At 43.7% G+C, this 16,700-nt stretch carries 17 protein-coding genes and 1 pseudogene; 7 read left to right on the plus strand and 11 right to left on the minus strand.

The features are described 5' to 3' along the window. Nucleotides 1–16: 16 nt before the first annotated feature. From AB6E08_RS10375 to AB6E08_RS10390, 4 genes are all read right to left on the minus strand, one after another. Nucleotides 17–1,993: an alkyl sulfatase dimerization domain-containing protein gene (locus AB6E08_RS10375; RefSeq protein ID WP_372066053.1), complete on the minus strand. Its 1,977-nt coding sequence runs from the start codon at nt 1,991–1,993 to the stop codon at nt 17–19. A gap of 255 nt (nt 1,994–2,248) precedes the next feature. Then, nucleotides 2,249–3,238, minus strand: a complete 990-nt coding sequence (locus AB6E08_RS10380) for an efflux RND transporter periplasmic adaptor subunit (RefSeq protein ID WP_017096900.1) — start codon at nt 3,236–3,238, stop codon at nt 2,249–2,251. Further along, a complete protein-coding gene (locus AB6E08_RS10385) occupies nt 3,238–3,879 on the minus strand; it encodes a hypothetical protein (RefSeq protein WP_017096899.1) in 642 nt (213 codons plus the stop codon). Before AB6E08_RS10385 ends, AB6E08_RS10380 begins: the two co-directional genes overlap by 1 nt. A 633-nt stretch (nt 3,880–4,512) precedes the next feature. Continuing rightward, nucleotides 4,513–5,442 (minus strand): hypothetical protein, encoded by a 930-nt coding sequence (locus AB6E08_RS10390; protein WP_017096898.1) that lies wholly within the window; start codon nt 5,440–5,442, stop codon nt 4,513–4,515. 330 nt (nt 5,443–5,772) lie between these two features. Here AB6E08_RS10390 and AB6E08_RS10395 point away from each other — a divergent pair, with 330 nt between their 5' ends. The 4 genes from AB6E08_RS10395 (at nt 5,773) to AB6E08_RS10410 (ending at nt 9,386) form a co-directional block, all read left to right on the plus strand. Continuing rightward, the gene (locus AB6E08_RS10395; protein ID WP_065679599.1) at nt 5,773–6,708 is read left to right on the plus strand and encodes a LysR family transcriptional regulator; all 936 of its coding nucleotides are present in this window, start codon (nt 5,773–5,775) and stop codon (nt 6,706–6,708) included. Between the two features lie 217 nt (nt 6,709–6,925). Then, the gene (gene gloA / locus AB6E08_RS10400; RefSeq protein WP_012604423.1) at nt 6,926–7,303 is read left to right on the plus strand and encodes a lactoylglutathione lyase; all 378 of its coding nucleotides are present in this window, start codon (nt 6,926–6,928) and stop codon (nt 7,301–7,303) included. A gap of 14 nt (nt 7,304–7,317) precedes the next feature. Further along, nucleotides 7,318–8,415: an alkene reductase gene (locus AB6E08_RS10405; protein ID WP_269336044.1), complete on the plus strand. Its 1,098-nt coding sequence runs from the start codon at nt 7,318–7,320 to the stop codon at nt 8,413–8,415. A 110-nt stretch (nt 8,416–8,525) separates the two neighbouring features. Beyond that, entirely contained in the window at nt 8,526–9,386 is an 861-nt protein-coding gene (locus tag AB6E08_RS10410) for a DMT family transporter (protein WP_372066059.1), read from the plus strand. An 87-nt stretch (nt 9,387–9,473) separates the two neighbouring features. On the opposite strand, the gene AB6E08_RS10415 is transcribed toward AB6E08_RS10410, so the two are convergent. The 6 genes and pseudogenes from AB6E08_RS10415 to AB6E08_RS10440 form a co-directional block, all read right to left on the minus strand. Beyond that, nucleotides 9,474–9,902: a MarR family winged helix-turn-helix transcriptional regulator gene (locus AB6E08_RS10415; protein ID WP_017101603.1), complete on the minus strand. Its 429-nt coding sequence runs from the start codon at nt 9,900–9,902 to the stop codon at nt 9,474–9,476. A 17-nt stretch (nt 9,903–9,919) separates the two neighbouring features. Continuing rightward, nucleotides 9,920–10,024, minus strand: a pseudogene (locus AB6E08_RS10420) (hydrogenase); the annotation flags it as partial. Further along, nucleotides 10,025–10,519: a peptidylprolyl isomerase gene (locus AB6E08_RS10425; RefSeq protein WP_012604419.1), complete on the minus strand. Its 495-nt coding sequence runs from the start codon at nt 10,517–10,519 to the stop codon at nt 10,025–10,027. Between the two features lie 238 nt (nt 10,520–10,757). Further along, the gene (locus AB6E08_RS10430; protein ID WP_009847171.1) at nt 10,758–11,357 is read right to left on the minus strand and encodes a thiol:disulfide interchange protein DsbA/DsbL; all 600 of its coding nucleotides are present in this window, start codon (nt 11,355–11,357) and stop codon (nt 10,758–10,760) included. A gap of 91 nt (nt 11,358–11,448) precedes the next feature. After that, entirely contained in the window at nt 11,449–11,808 is a 360-nt protein-coding gene (locus AB6E08_RS10435; RefSeq protein WP_012604418.1) for a hypothetical protein, read from the minus strand. 149 nt (nt 11,809–11,957) lie between these two features. Then, nucleotides 11,958–12,566 carry a TetR/AcrR family transcriptional regulator gene (locus tag AB6E08_RS10440; RefSeq protein WP_009847169.1) on the minus strand — a complete coding sequence of 203 codons (609 nt, stop codon included), beginning with the start codon at nt 12,564–12,566 and terminating at the stop codon, nt 11,958–11,960. 167 nt (nt 12,567–12,733) lie between these two features. Here AB6E08_RS10440 and AB6E08_RS10445 point away from each other — a divergent pair, with 167 nt between their 5' ends. Then, nucleotides 12,734–13,720 carry a glycosyl transferase family protein gene (locus tag AB6E08_RS10445; RefSeq protein WP_017096890.1) on the plus strand — a complete coding sequence of 329 codons (987 nt, stop codon included), beginning with the start codon at nt 12,734–12,736 and terminating at the stop codon, nt 13,718–13,720. 238 nt (nt 13,721–13,958) lie between these two features. On the opposite strand, the gene AB6E08_RS10450 is transcribed toward AB6E08_RS10445, so the two are convergent. Further along, entirely contained in the window at nt 13,959–14,192 is a 234-nt protein-coding gene (locus tag AB6E08_RS10450) for a hypothetical protein (protein WP_012604416.1), read from the minus strand. Nucleotides 14,193–14,478: 286 nt separating this feature from the next. On the opposite strand from AB6E08_RS10450, the gene AB6E08_RS10455 reads away from it, so the two are divergent. Together AB6E08_RS10455 and AB6E08_RS10460 are read left to right on the plus strand one after the other, a co-directional pair. Continuing rightward, nucleotides 14,479–14,895 carry a CBS domain-containing protein gene (locus AB6E08_RS10455; protein ID WP_009847166.1) on the plus strand — a complete coding sequence of 139 codons (417 nt, stop codon included), beginning with the start codon at nt 14,479–14,481 and terminating at the stop codon, nt 14,893–14,895. A 189-nt stretch (nt 14,896–15,084) separates the two neighbouring features. Next, nucleotides 15,085–16,548 (plus strand): MATE family efflux transporter, encoded by a 1,464-nt coding sequence (locus AB6E08_RS10460; RefSeq protein ID WP_017101605.1) that lies wholly within the window; start codon nt 15,085–15,087, stop codon nt 16,546–16,548. Nucleotides 16,549–16,700 lie beyond the last annotated feature (152 nt).

The raw sequence follows: 16,700 nt of genomic DNA on the forward strand, positions 1-16,700 counted from the left end.
CTTGGTGTATATCTAATTAACGAACGATTAGCATGATCTCTTCTGGAGTCATTGGCTTATCGAAGTAGCTCATGAATTGACCGAAGCCTTTGATGTCGCCGTTCGAGAACTTGAATGCACCAGACTGTAGGTTGCTACCAATCACTTGTTGAGCGTTTGGACCCGCAATCAAGATTTGGTTCAGTACTGCACGAGTGGTGTCGATTTGAACGTCTGCGCCTTTTACTGCTTCTTCGTGTAACTGAGCAATACCGTTACGGATTTCGATAGTGAATGCTTCGTTCGTATCAGAGAAGTTGTACGTTAGCATCATGTTCACGTCTAACGAGTTTTCTGCGATAAGCGTTGAAGTCATCATGTCGAAGATCTGCTTACTTGGTAGCGCAGTAAGCACGTCAACAGAAGCGAAGCTGATCATGTTAGAGAAGTCACGTTTGTTCTCTAGTTCAGCCGCCGCGTTAAGCGCCCAGTTACGCCAGTTGATGTTCACTTGGTCTGCAGCCCATGCTTTGTAAGCTTGTGCTTTCATCTCGCGAGCTTCCATATCTTGCTTGTTTACCGTGATTGGGTAAGAAAGAATTTCTGCTGCAAATGTGTAGTTTTCAGCCTTAATTGCTGCTTGTGCAGTCGTAAGGATGTTCTCACGGCCGCCCATGATCTCTACGAACGCTTTAGCACGTTGCTCGTAAGCCATTGGCTCTAATTGCCATGGGTCTGCTTCGAAGAAACCGTTGTAACCAACGTAGATCTGACGAACAGCATGTGCAACGGTACCGTAGTGCTCTCCTAACCAAGGGTGCTCAGCAAGGTGCTTAGGAAGTTTAACGACTTCAACTAGCTCGTCCGGCGTCATACCTTTGTTCATGTAACGGATAGTTTGGTCATGCGTGTATTGAATCGCATCACGGTAAGCCGTTAGTACGTCAGCTACCGCTTCTTTACCTTCAACTGGACGACCGTGAGAGTTAATCATGATCTCAGTGTCGAACTTACGCATTACGTCGATGCCCTTGAACAACATTGATGGGTCACGGAATTTAGTACCACGAATAGTGTGAAGATTAGGGAAGTTCTCTCCTTGAAGTACTTCCGCAGCGTGCAGGATTTTCTGATCTGGGAAGTAAACCACTAACTCATCTTTCGTTTCAGATGGCACGTTCTCAATGTGCATTTTCACGCCAGCGATTTCGATTTCGATGTGGCTTTGGCTTGGTACAAGCAGGTTTGGTTCGATGAACGAAATAGCACCTTGCATGAAGCGTGGGCCAAGGCCGTCATTTACTGTACCGTGCTCACCTTCTTCTACGTGCTTAGCACCTGTGTAAGAAGTGCGGTGACCAAATAGAGTACCTAGGTTTGAAGACCAGTTAGCCACTGCAGCTGTTAGGCCTTCTTCAGCGATGATTTTTACTTCACCTGATGCTACTTCTTCGTCAGTAACCCATGCACGCACGCCAGAGATGTGGTCGATGTGGTTGTGAGAGTAGATGATTGCTTTAACCGGTTTGTCTGTGATTTGACGGAACTGCTCTTTAACCGATTGAGCCATTTCTACTGACTCGCCTGGATCAACAATGATGATGCCGTCAGTACCTTCAATCATGACTGGTGTGTCTAGACCGAAGCCGTAACCAAGGTAAATATTGTCATCTACTTGGATGATAGCTTGGTCCATTTTACGACCATGCTTGGTTAGGATTGGATGAACGTGGTCAGATTCTGCAGTGTAAGCTAGAGAATCGCCCGTTTTAGAAACAACCTGGATACGTTCGCCTTTACCCCAGAACATGTTTGACTTGTGTTCGAATAGAACCTCGCTTTTGTAGCGTGCATCAAGATCGATGTTTTGGTATTGAGCTGCATTTGCGGTTTGAAGCTCTTGGCCTACCGTTGATGTTGCTTCAACAATAGGTGTTGCTGATGCAAAGCCAGAAGCAAATAGTGCGCTTGCGATAGCAACAGGAAGAGCCATTTTTTTGAATGTATTAGTCATGATAGTGACCTTATATTTGGATACAGGAATTGGATTTCTTGACTCAAATAATAGAGAGGATAGAGGTCGCTATCTACACGCTAATAGTATTTCGACATATCGCTTTTACGATGATTGGGTTGTTATTTATATTGATTTTTCGATTTGTATCGAAGGTTAAATTAGGAAGATTGGTTTGTGATAGATACAAAAATGCCCTGAAAACTAGGGCATTTCTTAAAGAACTAAAAGTAATATTTTCGATTATCTAAGTGCTTACCAAGCTCCTAAGTAAGACTTGTAAGATTGCAGGCGAACTGTTGCTGCACCGATAACATCAATGAAGCCCCAGAACGGATGCGGTTTCTCAGCAGAAATCCAAGCCGCACCAGCCGCACCAATTGGGATATCGAAACCTTCTGGTTCGATGATCTCAAGAACGATGGTACGGCCTAATCCGTTACTATTTCTTACAACGTGTTGACCAACACTCTGTGGGCCTTGAAATGGAGAAATAGCCGCTTCGCCAGTACCGGTTGTGAAGCTGTGTACTTTTGCTCTGAACACGTGACCTGGGTATGCATCAACGAAAAACTCTGCGAAATCGCCTTTTTGAACATATCCGTAAGTTTGATCAGAAACTCGCATTTCTAAAAATTTCTTGTTGGTGTTGTAAAGGTGCATGTTGCCCATGACTGAACCTTCGGCAATGTTGACAATCGCGACTTGTCCATCAAACTCAGCACGAATCGTCTTTTTCTCTTGCGCCCAGTTCACTTTTTGAAGATCGGCAACCAATGAATTAAGTTCAGCGTTCATTACACGTAGGTCAGAATCGTATTTCTCAACATCACGCGCATTAAAGATTTGCGGTGATGTTTCAGCACGCTCAAGATCTCGTGTCATCTGCTTGATCTGTTCTTCCTTCTTAACAATGGCAGATTCGATCTTTGCTTTGTCAGCTGCAGAGTTAATGTCGACGAGTGTGTAAAGTACATCGTTTTCTTTTACTCGTTGGTTGTGGTCAACATGGATTTCATCAATTTGTTGGCCAAATACAGGCGACATTACCGCGTGTGGTGCTTTTACTGTGGTTGAGTTCGTTAAATCAACCGGCGCCCACAAGCGAGAAATAACCGCCAATACCGCAAGAATCGTTACGCCGCCAATGGCAGCCCACGTGTAGTTTTTGAAGTTCTTCTTCAGTGCGCCTGTCGCAAACAGTGACCATACAATTAGGATGTATGGAATCATCATCTCTTTCATTATGCGACCTCTTTTTCTGTAGGGGATGGTTTTGTTGGAGTCTTTTCTTCTGAAGCCTGTTCTTTTGAAGGCTGAGCTTCTGAAGACGGTTCTACTGGAGACTGTTGTGTTTGAGACGGCTCTGTTGCCGATTTTTCAGGTGATACGTGGACTGCGGCTGCCTCTGAATTGGTCGCGTCTTGTTTAGGCTGCACACCACGGCGAATGACATCACTCAGTGATTGACCAATATGTTTCCAGTTCGCTAGCGCGATAACCAAGGCGATAACCCAGAATGTTTTGCTGATGAAGAGCCCGCAAAGTGACAGTGCAAACACGATCTGTACGTGAGCGCTTTTGTGTTCTTTTGCTTTATGCACACCCAGTTCATGCAACTGCCACATGCCGTAAACACCGGCTAATACCACAGCAATGGTCACCGAGAACAAGTAACCAGAGAAGTACTCCATCTGGAAGAAGTTCATCATCATTTCATTGGGATGATTGTTGAATTGAGACATGTCGATGTCTTTAGAATGGATAGTGCCTAACGGTGCAAGAGCCCATGCACCAGCAAACATTACCGCCATAAACAGGCAGAATTTAATCAAGACCATCACAACGGCCCAGATTTTCTGGAAAATGATTTTTATAAAGTTCATATCTCAACCTACATCAATAAGAAGAGAGAATTTGCAGCCTAGAAGTCACCTTTAATGACATCTTAGAAAGTAGATGTCTATTATGTGGGTAGATTAGTGCCCATAATAAACAAAAGTAATAGATGATATTTAAAGTGATATTGCACAGTCCAGACAACCGATTCTCGGTATCAAGAAGCGAATATGCTTCTCTACAAATCAATCTTTATTATTTGTCAGCAGACGTAAATGAAATGGCTATGAAGCGTTCGAATTAATATTCGCGCGGCTTTCTAGCGACTGTTTTTATTACGTGTATTACCTCGACAATCGAGGGGCTCTTCCATGACAATTGACATACCAAAGTAAAACATTTGTCAGTTTTCTATTTGGGCTGGTGATTGATTTGTTAGCAGGATAATAGAAAGAGTTTTGACCAGTATCTACCCAGAATTACGATTTGATAATATCGTAATTACGATTAGTAGTTATAACTCTAAATCGGTAAAGTGATTTATTTGAAAAGGCTCATATACAGATAGAAAACATTGTTCATTAACTTGGTTTGGATCATAGAAGTCGATGAAAAGTACTAAAAAGGCTGGCCTAAAATATTGAATAAATTAGACCAGCTCTAGGGAGGATTTTAATCGATTATTTGAACGGGTTTAATGTAACAGGAGCAATAAAGAATTTTAGGTTCCAATCTGGTGCATATGGCACATACTCAGCTGGATTGGTCGTATTAACATTTGCGTCTGGTTTCATTACGTAATATTGAAGTTCTACACCCCAACGAACAGGCATCGGTCCAATCTTAAACATATCGATATAGCCTAACCCGACAGGTACAGTAAATTGGTCGGAACCATCTTTTGTCCAATCAATTTGAATATTAGGCGTCATACCAATTAACGCGGTGTTGCTGACACGATAGTTTAAGAAGTACTGGATGTCCGCTTGATTGGTTGATTCAGTAACGCTGTCGCTACCGCCTACATCCCACCATTGCTGAGCTAAGAAACCAACGTTCCAGCTTTCAATACTTGCTGGGTTACCGGTTTCTTTACCAAGGCGAGCGACCATTGCCGCAGGGCCTACTTGCCATTTATCTTGGGTTAAACCATCAGTACCAGTTGGCATGATCACCGTTGGACCAACACCCCAAATCCAGCCGTCATCACGGTTAGGCGCTGCCATTGATAGAAAGACGGTGTCTCCCATGCCATTTGTACGACCTTCAAAGAAATCACCGTCTTCACGGTCACCTGGTGAACTGTAGTGGTTGGCTACCAGACGGTTCACCAAGTTCCATTCGCCATCCATGATAGGAACAGGCATTACTGGTTGAAAGCTGAAACGGTTTTGCATTTCATGGTGGCCATCTTCTTTCTCAAGAAAGGTGTAATCATTCTGAGTGATTAGCATCCATACGTCAGATACCGGGTTAGCCGATTTTTTTGCGGCTTCCTGAACTGAGAGTTGTTCCTTTTCAGCCAGCGCAGAACCAGAGTAAGCGATAGCCGCACCGCTTAAGAGTAGGGAAATTATTTTAGTGTTTTTCATATTGATACCGAGGGTCATTATTTTGGTGCCATTGTAGTATTCACAAAAGGAATGTATATGTACCGAACGGAAACTCAGTGTCATGTAATTTGAGACAATGTTGTGATTTCAAAGCGCGTTGCATGAAGTACGCCCCATTATTAAAGGGCTTACGGAGAAGGGATGGCTTTATTGTCTCACTATATGAAGATTTATTGAGGGTTGATGAGTGTGAGTAAAGTCTGGTTAATATGCTATTTATTAGCAAAATAATCGATGCGTTATACCTTTAATAAATGTTTTTATTGACGATATTTAATCGTTTTTACGATAGCATGGTGTTTATGGTCGCCTAACGAGTAATGATATATGAGCAACGAAATCCCCAATTTCAACCTACTTGCTGTGTTTTCTGCGGTGATGGAGCAGGGCAGTTTGAGTAAAGCTGCGGATCAACTCAGCACCAATCAATCGACCATTAGTACCGCATTGGCACGACTGAAAAAAGAGATAGGCCAAGAGCTTTTTGTTCGTAAAGGACGAGGTGTTACGCCTACTTCTTATGCTCAAAGTTTGTATGAACAAATCAAAACGCCGATTCATGAATTGAATGATGTATTTCAGTCGATGGCTAATTTTGATGAACAATCCTCTGAACGTAAGTTTGTGATTTCTGCACCTGAGCACTTACAGTGGATTTTACTCAATAGTTTTGCTGCGCTTCCTAATCAAAATCTATCGCTAGAAGTCTTTGACCAACCAGACAGTGATGAGCGTATTTACGAAGACCTTTTGACTCAAGAGTTCGATGCAATGATCGATATTGTGGTACCTGAACACCCAAGCATTGTTAGTGAAACTCTATATGAAGGCGAGTTTGTTATTGTGTGTAGAGAGGATCACCCGAGAATCCAAGGTGAAATCAGCGAAGCGCAATTCATGAATGAAAAGCATGCCGTATTAGATAGAACACGGCGGAAAGTTCGCAGTTTAAATCACTACACATCATTGGATTTATCTAAGCGTAAAATCGTGTTTCACGGCCGATCACTGTTCAGTAATATCTTGCTATGTAGCCAATCGGATTACATCACCGTAGTGCCTTTATCTATGGCTGTGCAGTTTCAAGAAAGGCTAGGTTTACAGTTGTTTAAGCCACCTTTTGAATATCAGCCTATATCTCACTATTTGATTTGGTTAAAGAAGCAGAATAATGACCCTGCTCATAAATGGTTCCGAGAACAAGTCATCAGTACATCAGATGCGATGTCGAAGACGCTTAAAGATAGGCGTTTGCGGTTTTAATTGAGAGTCTAACTCGAAGGGAAGCATTGGCTTCCCTTTTTTGTGTCATTGAGTTCGTGCTAGTCATAAGGTTCATAACAAAAAATTATCACATTGAGAATTTTTGATAATTTCATTAATTCCTCGCTGAATCGTATTATTTCACTCAGAGATTAGTGGATAACCTCCACTCAAAATCATAACGGCGCAATGCTTGTGGTGCCAATAAGGGTGAAATATGAAATTCCTACACACAATGATCCGAGTTGCTGATTTAGACAAGTCTATCGAGTTCTACACCAAAGTATTAGGCATGAAAGAGCTTGAACGCCACGAAAACAACGACTACCGCTACACATTGGTTTTTGTTGGCTACGAACAAGGCGGCACGACTATCGAGCTAACGTACAACTGGGATACTAACGAGTACGAGATGGGCAGCGCGTTTGGTCATTTGGCATTGGGTGTGGAAGATATTTACGCCGCATGCGACAAGATCAAATCACTGGGTGGCAACGTCACTCGTGAAGCGGGGCCAGTAAAAGGTGGCTCAACGCACATCGCATTTATCACAGACCCAGATGGCTACCAAATCGAACTGATTCAACTAGGTTAATCGAGGATATAACAATGACAAACGCACTATTTCAACCAATTCAACTTGGTAGTATCGAACTTAAAAACCGTATTGTTATGCCACCGATGACGCGTTCTCGCGCAACGCAACCTGGCAATTCAGCAAACGATATGATGGCGTCTTACTACGCTCAACGCGCTTCTGCAGGTTTGATTATCGCTGAAGGCACACAAATTTCACCTATGGGTCAAGGTTACGCTTGGACTCCGGGTATCTACTCTGATGAGCAGATTGCGGGTTGGAAAAAAGTCACCGATGCAGTACATGAAAAAGAGGGCGTTATCTTCGCTCAACTTTGGCATGTAGGCCGTGTAACACACCCAGACAACATTGGTGGTGAACAACCAATTTCGTCTTCTGCACTTAAAGCAGAAAACGTAAAAGTATTCATCGATAATGGCACTGATGAGCCGGGTTTTGTGGATGTGGTTGAACCTCGTGAGATGACGAAAGAAGACATCAAAAACGTGGTTGGTCAATACCGCCAAGCGGCTTTGAACGCGATTGAAGCGGGCTTTGATGGTATCGAACTTCACGCCGCGAATGGTTACTTGATTAACCAATTCATCGACTCTGAAGCAAACAACCGCACTGACGAATACGGTGGCTCAATTGAAAACCGTTTACGTTTCCTAGGTGAAGTGGTTGAAGCTATGGTCGAAGCGATTGGTGCTGACCGTGTAGGTGTTCGCCTTGCTCCGTTCACATCGTTGAATGGTACGGTTGACGCTACGCCAGTAGAGACTTACACAGCGGCGGCGGTGCTACTTAACCTATACAACATTGTTTATCTGCACGTTGCAGAAGTCGATTGGGACGACGCACCTGAAACGCCAAAAGCGTTTAAAGCAGCGGTTCGTAAAGCTTACAATGGCGTGCTTATTTACGCAGGTAAATACGACAGCGAGCGCGGTGAAAAAGCGGTTGCTGAAGGCGTAACTGATATGGTTGGTTTCGGTCGTCCATTCGTCGCAAACCCGGATCTACCCGCTCGTATTCAAAATGGTTACCCACTAGCAGCGCACGATCCAAACACATTGTTTGGTGGTGCTGAAAAAGGTTTAACGGATTACCCAAAATACGCAGGCTAAAAATAGCTGCCTGAAGCAGAGTATTGAGATAATATCTCGATCCTGTTGAATGTTTATAAAAAGCAACCTTGCAGAGTCGGGTTGCTTTTTTTGTTATTGGACCAAGTAAGATGATGAAAGCGATGCGCGGAGAGCTTTATCTCCTATTTGCTACCCTGTTAGCTGGGATTGGATGGATTGCATCTAAGCTGGTGGTGTTAGAAATGCCTGGGCCAGTGTTCATTGGTGTGCGATTCTTCGTCGCGAGTTTGATTCTTTTGCCATTTTGTATTCATCACATTCGTAAGCTTTCGCTTAAGCAGGTACTTTCTCTTTGCGGCGTTGGCTTGTTGCTGTCTGCTTCATTGCAAGTATGGGTATTTGCGGTATCGATGACGGAAAGTTTGTCGGAAGGAGCGTTTATCATGAGCTTAGCCATGATCATCGCGCCGTTTGTCTCTTGGATTATATTTCGAGTTAAGCCTAATCGCGCCTTTTGGATGTCATTTCCAATTGCGATTATCGGTATGTTGCTACTGACCCTAACTAACGGCTGGCACGTTGAGCAGAGTCAGATCTATTTCCTATTAGCATCGATGTTGCTTTCGGTTCACTTTGTGATGAATAAGCGAGTGATTACTAATGTCAAACCTATAGCTTCAATCTGCGTTCAGCTTTTTGTGGTGGGTGTTAGTGGGTTAGCGTTTGCTTCGATGACTGCTCAACCAGAGTTTGAAATAACTCAAACCTTAATATTCTGGTTTATCGTCTCAGCGGTTGTCGCGACATCGATCCGTTACTTATTGCAAACTGTCGGTCAGCACTCCGTGAACATGGAAGTGGCGGCATTGATCATGATTCTTGAGCCAGTGTGGACATTGTTATTGAGTGTCAGCGTGTTGGGTGAAACGGTTGAGATGCAAAAGCTACTAGGCGGAGCGGTAATTATTGGTTCGTTATTTTGTTATATCAAATGGTCGAGACGAAAATAAAACACTCGGCGCAAGGCCGAGTGCTCGTTAGCGCATGTTTATAGCTCATTAAGCATGTACTAGCAGTAAGCTCCGGTCACAGTAAGATCAGATTGCTGCGACCATCTTTTGAAGTAGCTTGATCATCTGTTGTTGTTCTTCAGCGTCCAACTCATTCATCAGTTCTTTGTTTAAACGAGTAGGGATTGGAATCAACTGTTCTTCGAGTGCTTTCCCTTTTTCCGTTAAGTAGATTCTGAAAGAACGACGACTGTTTGGATCGGCTCTGCGTTCAACCAGTTCAAGCTTTTCTAACTTGTCTAATGTTCGTGTCGTTGTCGAATTCTCGACTTTGGACTTTGCCGCGATATCACGCTGAGTAATACCTTCCTCTTCCCATAGGCACATCAAGGTTGGCCAGAGCGCAATGGTTAAGCCATGTTCTTTCAATTCTGTGTCGAAATCTTTGCTCGCTTTATTGGCGATCACGTTGATCATCCAACCAAAGCTATTTTGTCTATCAAATTCTTGTGACATTCGTCAGTACCTAATTCTTATGATGACATTACAACTATTGTCATCGTAACTAATACCGATGCAATTAGCACCAACATTGCTTCGTTATTTGATAAAAAAGCGAATTGACTGCTAATTTTGAATTAATCGCGAATCGTGACCTTGGTAATCACAATATCTTCGCAAGGTACATCTTCGTGTCCCCAGCGAGTAGTGGTTGGTGCAAGCGCAATCTTGTTGACCACGTCCATGCCTGCCGATACTTTGCCAAACACTGCGTAACCCCAACCTGCGTTGCTGGTCGCGGTATGGTCAAGGAAATCATTGTCGTCAAGGTTGATAAAGAACTGCGCCGTTGCTGAGTGTGGTGCGTCTGTACGAGCCATTGCCACTGAGCCAATCACGTTCTTTAGTCCACGATTTGCTTCATTGACAATAGGTGCGTGTGTTGGCTTCTCTGTCATGTCGATAGTGTGTCCACCACCTTGAATCATGAAACCCTCAATCACACGGTGAAATGTGGTGCCTTCATAGAAGCCTTCTTGGCAGTATTTAAGGAAGTTTTTTGAACTTACTGGCGCTTTCTCAAGGTTAAGTTCAATTTCGATGTCGCCAAAGTTAGTGGTCAGAATAATCATAAAGGTGCCCAATGTTCGAGTACTAATATTTTGAGTACTACAGAGTAGTGGATGACGTAATAGGGTGCAGTATATGAGAAATAACGACGGATGCCAGTGAACAGTGATTCTGACGTGTATTCAAGGGCGATCTGAATGATCTTCGAGCGTGCCATCGCGCGTTCACTTCATTCGTATAGACAAGAAAGCCAGCGAACAGGTCGCTGGCTTTGGAGGTTTTAAAGATTATTGCTTTTGATTAAAGCGTTAGAAGGTAATTCACCAGTTGGTTGTACTCTTCGTAGCTCTTGATTTGATCCGGTTTTACGATGTATTTGTTGTTAACTAATACGCCTGGAACGCCAGTTAATGTGCTCGCATCAAACTGCTTATCAAAACGCTTCTGCATTGAGTTAACTGCGAAACCGTTGTAGGCCGCATCAAACTTCTTCGCATCGATACCGTTATCAATGAAGATCTGGCGCAGTTCCGCTTCGTTTCTTGGAGTCTGTTGCTTCTCGTGAATTTTGGCGAACATTGCTGGAACCATATTGTCTTCAGCGTCGAGTGCAATCATGGTCGCGTAAGCTTTTGCCATAGGCACAGCCATGTCGTTGCCCATAAACGCTACGTGCACTTTTTGAAAGCTTGCTGATTCTGGTAGATCTTGTTTAAGGAACTCAATGACGCCTTCAAATTTGTAGCAATGAGGGCAGTAAAACGAGAAGAATTCGGTAACGACTGGCTTATCTGCTTTCGCTACGTCGAGGATCTTGTAGTGAGTACCTTCTTCAAACTGAGCGGCATTAATTGAGGCGCTCATGATCAGAGCTGCGAATAGGCTAAATAGCTTTTTCATGTGTTATTTCCTAAATTTGGATGTCATTGTTTACAGCGATAGAGCTGTATTAGTAATACGTTGGCAAGCGTTGCCAAACAGGGACAAACAATTAAGAAATAGGAGGGCGATAAGGAGCTTGTGGCGACATGATTGCCTTGTGTGAAGGCTCTTTCTCGATCAAAGCCAATGAACCAATTTGGGTATCAAAAGACTCTGACACAATCAACGGTGGCATTTTAAGCAAGCATACAGAGCCACAGCAGTGGTGTTCTACATTGGGTTGCGCGCTGGAATATGGGAATGAGTCACTGGTGTCGAATGAGGAATCGGTGTTTAGCGATAAGGTTGATAGATTTTGAGTTACCTGCATAGCATTGGCGTTCGCGATACTGTCCACACTGACGGTGGCCACTAACATAGCGAATAGCATAAAAGCATGTACCCAAATTTTGCTTATCAACTTTGGCATGGAATATTGGTCTTTGTGTCCGAATTAAGGTTGGTATGAATCACATTCTGCAACCGCTAAACAGGAAAGCGTAGAACGAGCGCATGATACATCACTCGTTTACGCATCTCTAATTAAACCCAACAAAACTTAGCAGAGCTCAACTTTTATTACGCTTGGTACTGTTTAAGGAACATCTCGACGCTGGAATTAATGATTATTTGCTTGTGCTGCTTATCAGGAGAGGGCGCATGACCAATGATCTGTGGCCAAAATGCAAAAGATTTCAGCAGGGCGATAAACTGAGTGGATGCAAACAATGGGTCGAGTTCAACCAAACGCCCATCAGCCAATGCCGCTTTGATCCAAGTCGTCAGGCCGCTTTCTGCTTGAGAATATTTTTCCATCGCTTGATGCGCGAGTTCTGCGTTATGAAAATATTCAGAGAACAGTACGCGAGATAAGTCGATGAAACCTTCAGACTCGAGAAGCTCAAGTTCTTGGTTGGCTATAGAGGTAAGTTGTTCATCTAGCGGTTGTTCGGCTTGATAGGGGAACTGAGTCGCTGCGAGTGTTTTGCTCCAAATGCTGTCTAAAATCTCATCCAGTAGCAGTTCTTTACTCGCAAAGTGATTGTAAACCGTGCGCTTTGATACTTCCGCGCGGCTCGATATTTTATCCATGCTGGTGGCTTTATAGCCATGCTCGGTAAACTCTGCGATGGCAGCGGCCACGATAGATTCGCGTTTTCTTTGGCTTAGTGTTTTTTTTACCGTCATCTGGATATTACTCAATATGTCGCGGTTAGCATTGCATACTCTAATTTTACACCAGTAAGTTTACTTTTAGAATACCAATCAGTGTATTGGTAATTAGCACGCTAGCACCTGAATCGCTTTGCAATGAACTGCGGGTGTCATAGAATCGAAAACGTATTCGAATTTTATTGATATCAACGGAAGAGAATAAACAATCAATGAGTAGTATTTTAGAGTGTATTCGTACAGTTGGACGAGGGGAAAGAGGTCGTAAGCCTTTGTCGTTCGAACAAGCCTACCGCATCATGGATGAGTATTTAAGCGGAGAGGTCGGTGACGACCAAATGGCTATGCTACTGATGTTGATTCGTGTGCAGAATGAAACCAATGAAGAAATCGCAGGCTTTGTAAAAGCGTTTCAATCTCGAGTGCCAGACTTAGGTGCTGATATCGATTGGCCGTGTTATGCAGGTAAGCGTAACGATAACGCCAGTGGAAAGCCTTGGAACCTGTTGGCAGCAAAAATTCTAGCTGACAACGGCTATAAAGTATTAATGCATGGCTACATGGACAAACCCAGTGGTCGTACGCATGCCGAAACGCATTTAGAATGTGTCGGCGTTCGCAGCGCGCAAGATCCGCAAGACGCAAAGCAGATTCTAGAAGCCGATGGTATTGCTTACTTGCCTTTGGCGAACTTCGCCCCACAAGCTCAAACTATGATTGGTTGGAAACATCGTTATGGACTGAGAACTCCGATTAATACCGTTGTTCGTGCATTGAACCCTGGTGGTGGACGTTTAGGCTTGCGTGGCAGCTTTCACCCTGGATTCCCACAGCTTCATGCAGAAGTTGAGCATGTGATTGGCAATAAATCCCACTCGGTGATTTCATTTAAAGGCATGAATGGCGAATCAGAATACAACCCCAAGGTAAGCCAAACTGTCTGGATGAGTTCTCCTGAAAAGGTGGAATCTTTCTACTGGGAAGGCACGATGAATGCTGAGCTGCCTCTACCTTCTGAATGTGTACTGGGTACACCGGAAGATGAGATGGAGCTGATGGCGAATAGTGTTGTGGATAGTATGACGGCAATTTTATTCGCAGAAACGCACGATAAGGCTGAAGCTTACTCAAAGGCAGCGCGTTTGTGGGAAGCCTATTGCACTCGTTAGTAGCTACTAGCCAGTCGTTAAGAGCTAGCAAATAACGTATAGCGATTGAAATCGTGAATGAGAAGGTCAGCGAATGCTGGCCTTTTTCGTATATTTACCGTGGTCGGTATTCGCTGTTGAATTAAGTAGGCAATCATTGTCAAGGTGATTGCCTACTCATAACATGTTATTCAACGGTGTTCTGTGCTGTTGACCATGCTGCTTAAGCTTGCCGAACAAGACATGCGTTATGAGTGCGCTATTTTAGGAATAGGCCGAAGTCGATCTCTTGTTCTCTTCCGTATTTAACCAGTTTCACTTTCAAGTTGTGTTCTGCTGCAAGATCAATAGCTAAGTTAGACATGCGCTTTATCTCATTAAAACAGCTTGAGATTAGGGGCTTTTCTTGGTTGTCGACAGTAGCGATAAGTGTGTTCTCTGTACCTTCGTTGTCTGCATAAACATACGCGTACATGTTGTTGTCGTGTTGCATAAATTACCTAAGTTGAGCTTTTTATTATTAGTGTGATGAAGGTTACAGTATTTATGTATTCAGGCTAGCTTATGGGAGGAATCAAAGGTAAGAGTTTGTAAGCGGTGTTTAAATTTTTGCTTCATAGGCATGCGTGCAAGCCTTTTGTTACCTCGTTTTTTGCTTTGGTAGGTTTTGCCTATCAATAAAATTGTTGAAATCCATTTAGTAAAATCAAGATTTTAGACAACAATTAAGGTAACACGATAGAAAAATCGATAACAAAACGTATTTTAGGGAGAACGCAATGCATTCTATTAAAGTGAAAGATTACATGACGCCGCAGGTTGTGACATTCACTCCTGATATGCCGTTAAGTCTCGCGTTAGACAGAGTAATGCGCAGCCATCATATGGGTGGTCCAGTCATTGATGATAATGAACAAGTGATTGGTTTCCTTTCTGAACAAGATTTACTCGAGAAGTTAGTGAAGGTGAGCTATTTCTGCCAAGACACGCATATTGTAGGTGATTGTATGTACCAAGAAGTTCTCTCGGTATCACCAGAATTATCCATTATTGAATTGGCAGATATGATGCAAGTTGGAAAACCCAAAGCTTATCCAGTACTCGATAACAAAAAGCTAGTGGGAATGATCACTCGAACCGATGTTTTGAGAGCAATCGGCAAGAACTTAGATGAATGCTTTAAACATCAGGTATAGTTTTAAACATCATGTATAGTGGTGTGTTAAGAACGATTATTTTTCTCAATACCCTCAATTGAAAAGGCGCACTAGCGCCTTTTTTCTTTGTAGAGCTTTTCTTGGTGGATCATTTTTGTCGATCCCCTAGTTTGTGGCTGACTAGCTTATAGAGCTTTATTTTGTGGTGTTCCAACTTTTGGAGGTTTCATGTCAAATCAAACTGCGAAGTTTGTAGAAGGTTCAACGATGCGCCACATATTGGTGATGTCGGGGGCTGGCTCTGTTGGTTTGATGGCGTTATTCGTGGTCGATTTACTCGATATGTTGTTCATCAGTATGTTGGGACAAGTCGAATTGGCCGCGGCTGTTGGTTTTGCAGGCACACTGACATTTTTCTCTACCTCCGTTTCGATCGGTACTTCTATTGCTATGGGTGCGTTGGTTTCCAAAGCTATTGGTTCAAAGAATCAAGAACACGCTCGAAACCTCGCCACGAGTATTATGCTGACCGCTTTTGTCATCAGTTTGACGATTACTGCGGTGATGTTCGCCTATATCCCAGAGCTGCTTGCTGCGATTGGTGCAAAGGGGGTGGCCGCAGAGCGGGCGCAAGCTTACCTGCAGATCTTATTGCCAAGCGGGCCATTTCTAGCGCTAGCGATGGCTGCGGGTGCAGGCTTGAGAGCCGCGGGGGATGCCAAACGTTCGATGTGGGCGACCTTGTCGGGCGGCATTGTTAACGCGATTCTCGACCCTTTGTTTATTTTTGGTTTTGGTTGGAACATCGAAGGGGCGGCTATCGCTTCTGTCTTTGCTCGTTTTTCGGTGCTCTTTTTCTCGCTTTACCCTTTGATTCGCAGTCACCAGCTGGTGGCTCCCCCTTCTCTTGTACAATGGCGCATTAATATTCGACCAATATTGGCTATTGCGCTGCCTGCTATTATCACCAATACCGCAACGCCTATCGGTAATGCGATTGTAACGACGGGGATTGCACAATACGGAGAGGATTTTGTCGCGGGCTTTGCTGTGATAGGTCGTCTGACGCCGGTTTGTTTTGCGGTTATCTTTGCTTTGTCTGGCGCTGTGGGCCCTATCATTGGGCAAAACTTTGGTGCAGAACGAATGGACAGAGTAAAAGAAACACTCAACAACTCATTGTTGGTTACTACGGCGTACACCATCGCCGTTTGTATTCTCTTATACTTTGTCCAAGACTATGTGATCCAAGGCTTTAGCCTACAAGGTGATGCAGCAATTATTGTTGCCGCATTCTGTACCTATGTAGCGTTGACCTTCACCTTCAACGGCGCACTGTTTGTTGCCAACACGTCTTTTAATAATCTAGGTAAACCGCTTTACTCGACAGCACTGAATCTGGGTAAAGCCACTCTCGGTACATTGCCGTTCGTTTACTTAGGCTCGCAATGGTATGGCGCATTGGGTGTGCTGTATGGGCAAGCCTTGGGCAATGTTTTGTTCGGAATACTCGGTACCCTAGTGCTTCGCTATCATATTGCCGAGCTTATGCAAGGTTCCCAAGTTGATCCTGTAGAAGACGATGTGTCGATAGTCAGCTTGAATACACAACCATTCTGTTCACATGATGCCGTTCTTATTGATGATGTATCGTCGAACAGAGAAGAGTGTAAAGAGCTCAAGTCGCAATAACAGCGACACTCCAATATAGATTAGTTGGTTTGTAAATTTCTTCTTGGTCTTGGACAATTTGTTCTTGACCTTGGAGTAGTCTCCAAGGTTTATACTTTTGTTGTACTTAAGGTTCTGTTGCTCATGAGTGAGCAATAACCTCAAGGCTTTTG

Source organism: Vibrio sp. 10N.247.310.24 (assembly GCF_041467175.1).
Lineage (GTDB): Bacteria > Pseudomonadota > Gammaproteobacteria > Enterobacterales > Vibrionaceae > Vibrio > Vibrio tasmaniensis_A.

Coding starts and splice junctions, on each gene's coding strand:
- AB6E08_RS10375 (WP_372066053.1), bottom strand. CDS start 1,993: ATGACTAATACATTCAAAAAAATGGCTCTTCCTGTTGCTATCGCAAGC.
- AB6E08_RS10380 (WP_017096900.1), bottom strand. CDS start 3,238: ATGAAAGAGATGATGATTCCATACATCCTAATTGTATGGTCACTGTTT.
- AB6E08_RS10385 (WP_017096899.1), bottom strand. CDS start 3,879: ATGAACTTTATAAAAATCATTTTCCAGAAAATCTGGGCCGTTGTGATG.
- AB6E08_RS10390 (WP_017096898.1), bottom strand. CDS start 5,442: ATGACCCTCGGTATCAATATGAAAAACACTAAAATAATTTCCCTACTC.
- AB6E08_RS10395 (WP_065679599.1), top strand. CDS start 5,773: ATGAGCAACGAAATCCCCAATTTCAACCTACTTGCTGTGTTTTCTGCG.
- gloA (WP_012604423.1), top strand. CDS start 6,926: ATGAAATTCCTACACACAATGATCCGAGTTGCTGATTTAGACAAGTCT.
- AB6E08_RS10405 (WP_269336044.1), top strand. CDS start 7,318: ATGACAAACGCACTATTTCAACCAATTCAACTTGGTAGTATCGAACTT.
- AB6E08_RS10410 (WP_372066059.1), top strand. CDS start 8,526: ATGATGAAAGCGATGCGCGGAGAGCTTTATCTCCTATTTGCTACCCTG.
- AB6E08_RS10415 (WP_017101603.1), bottom strand. CDS start 9,902: ATGTCACAAGAATTTGATAGACAAAATAGCTTTGGTTGGATGATCAAC.
- AB6E08_RS10425 (WP_012604419.1), bottom strand. CDS start 10,519: ATGATTATTCTGACCACTAACTTTGGCGACATCGAAATTGAACTTAAC.
- AB6E08_RS10430 (WP_009847171.1), bottom strand. CDS start 11,357: ATGAAAAAGCTATTTAGCCTATTCGCAGCTCTGATCATGAGCGCCTCA.
- AB6E08_RS10435 (WP_012604418.1), bottom strand. CDS start 11,808: ATGCCAAAGTTGATAAGCAAAATTTGGGTACATGCTTTTATGCTATTC.
- AB6E08_RS10440 (WP_009847169.1), bottom strand. CDS start 12,566: ATGACGGTAAAAAAAACACTAAGCCAAAGAAAACGCGAATCTATCGTG.
- AB6E08_RS10450 (WP_012604416.1), bottom strand. CDS start 14,192: ATGCAACACGACAACAACATGTACGCGTATGTTTATGCAGACAACGAA.
- AB6E08_RS10455 (WP_009847166.1), top strand. CDS start 14,479: ATGCATTCTATTAAAGTGAAAGATTACATGACGCCGCAGGTTGTGACA.
- AB6E08_RS10460 (WP_017101605.1), top strand. CDS start 15,085: ATGTCAAATCAAACTGCGAAGTTTGTAGAAGGTTCAACGATGCGCCAC.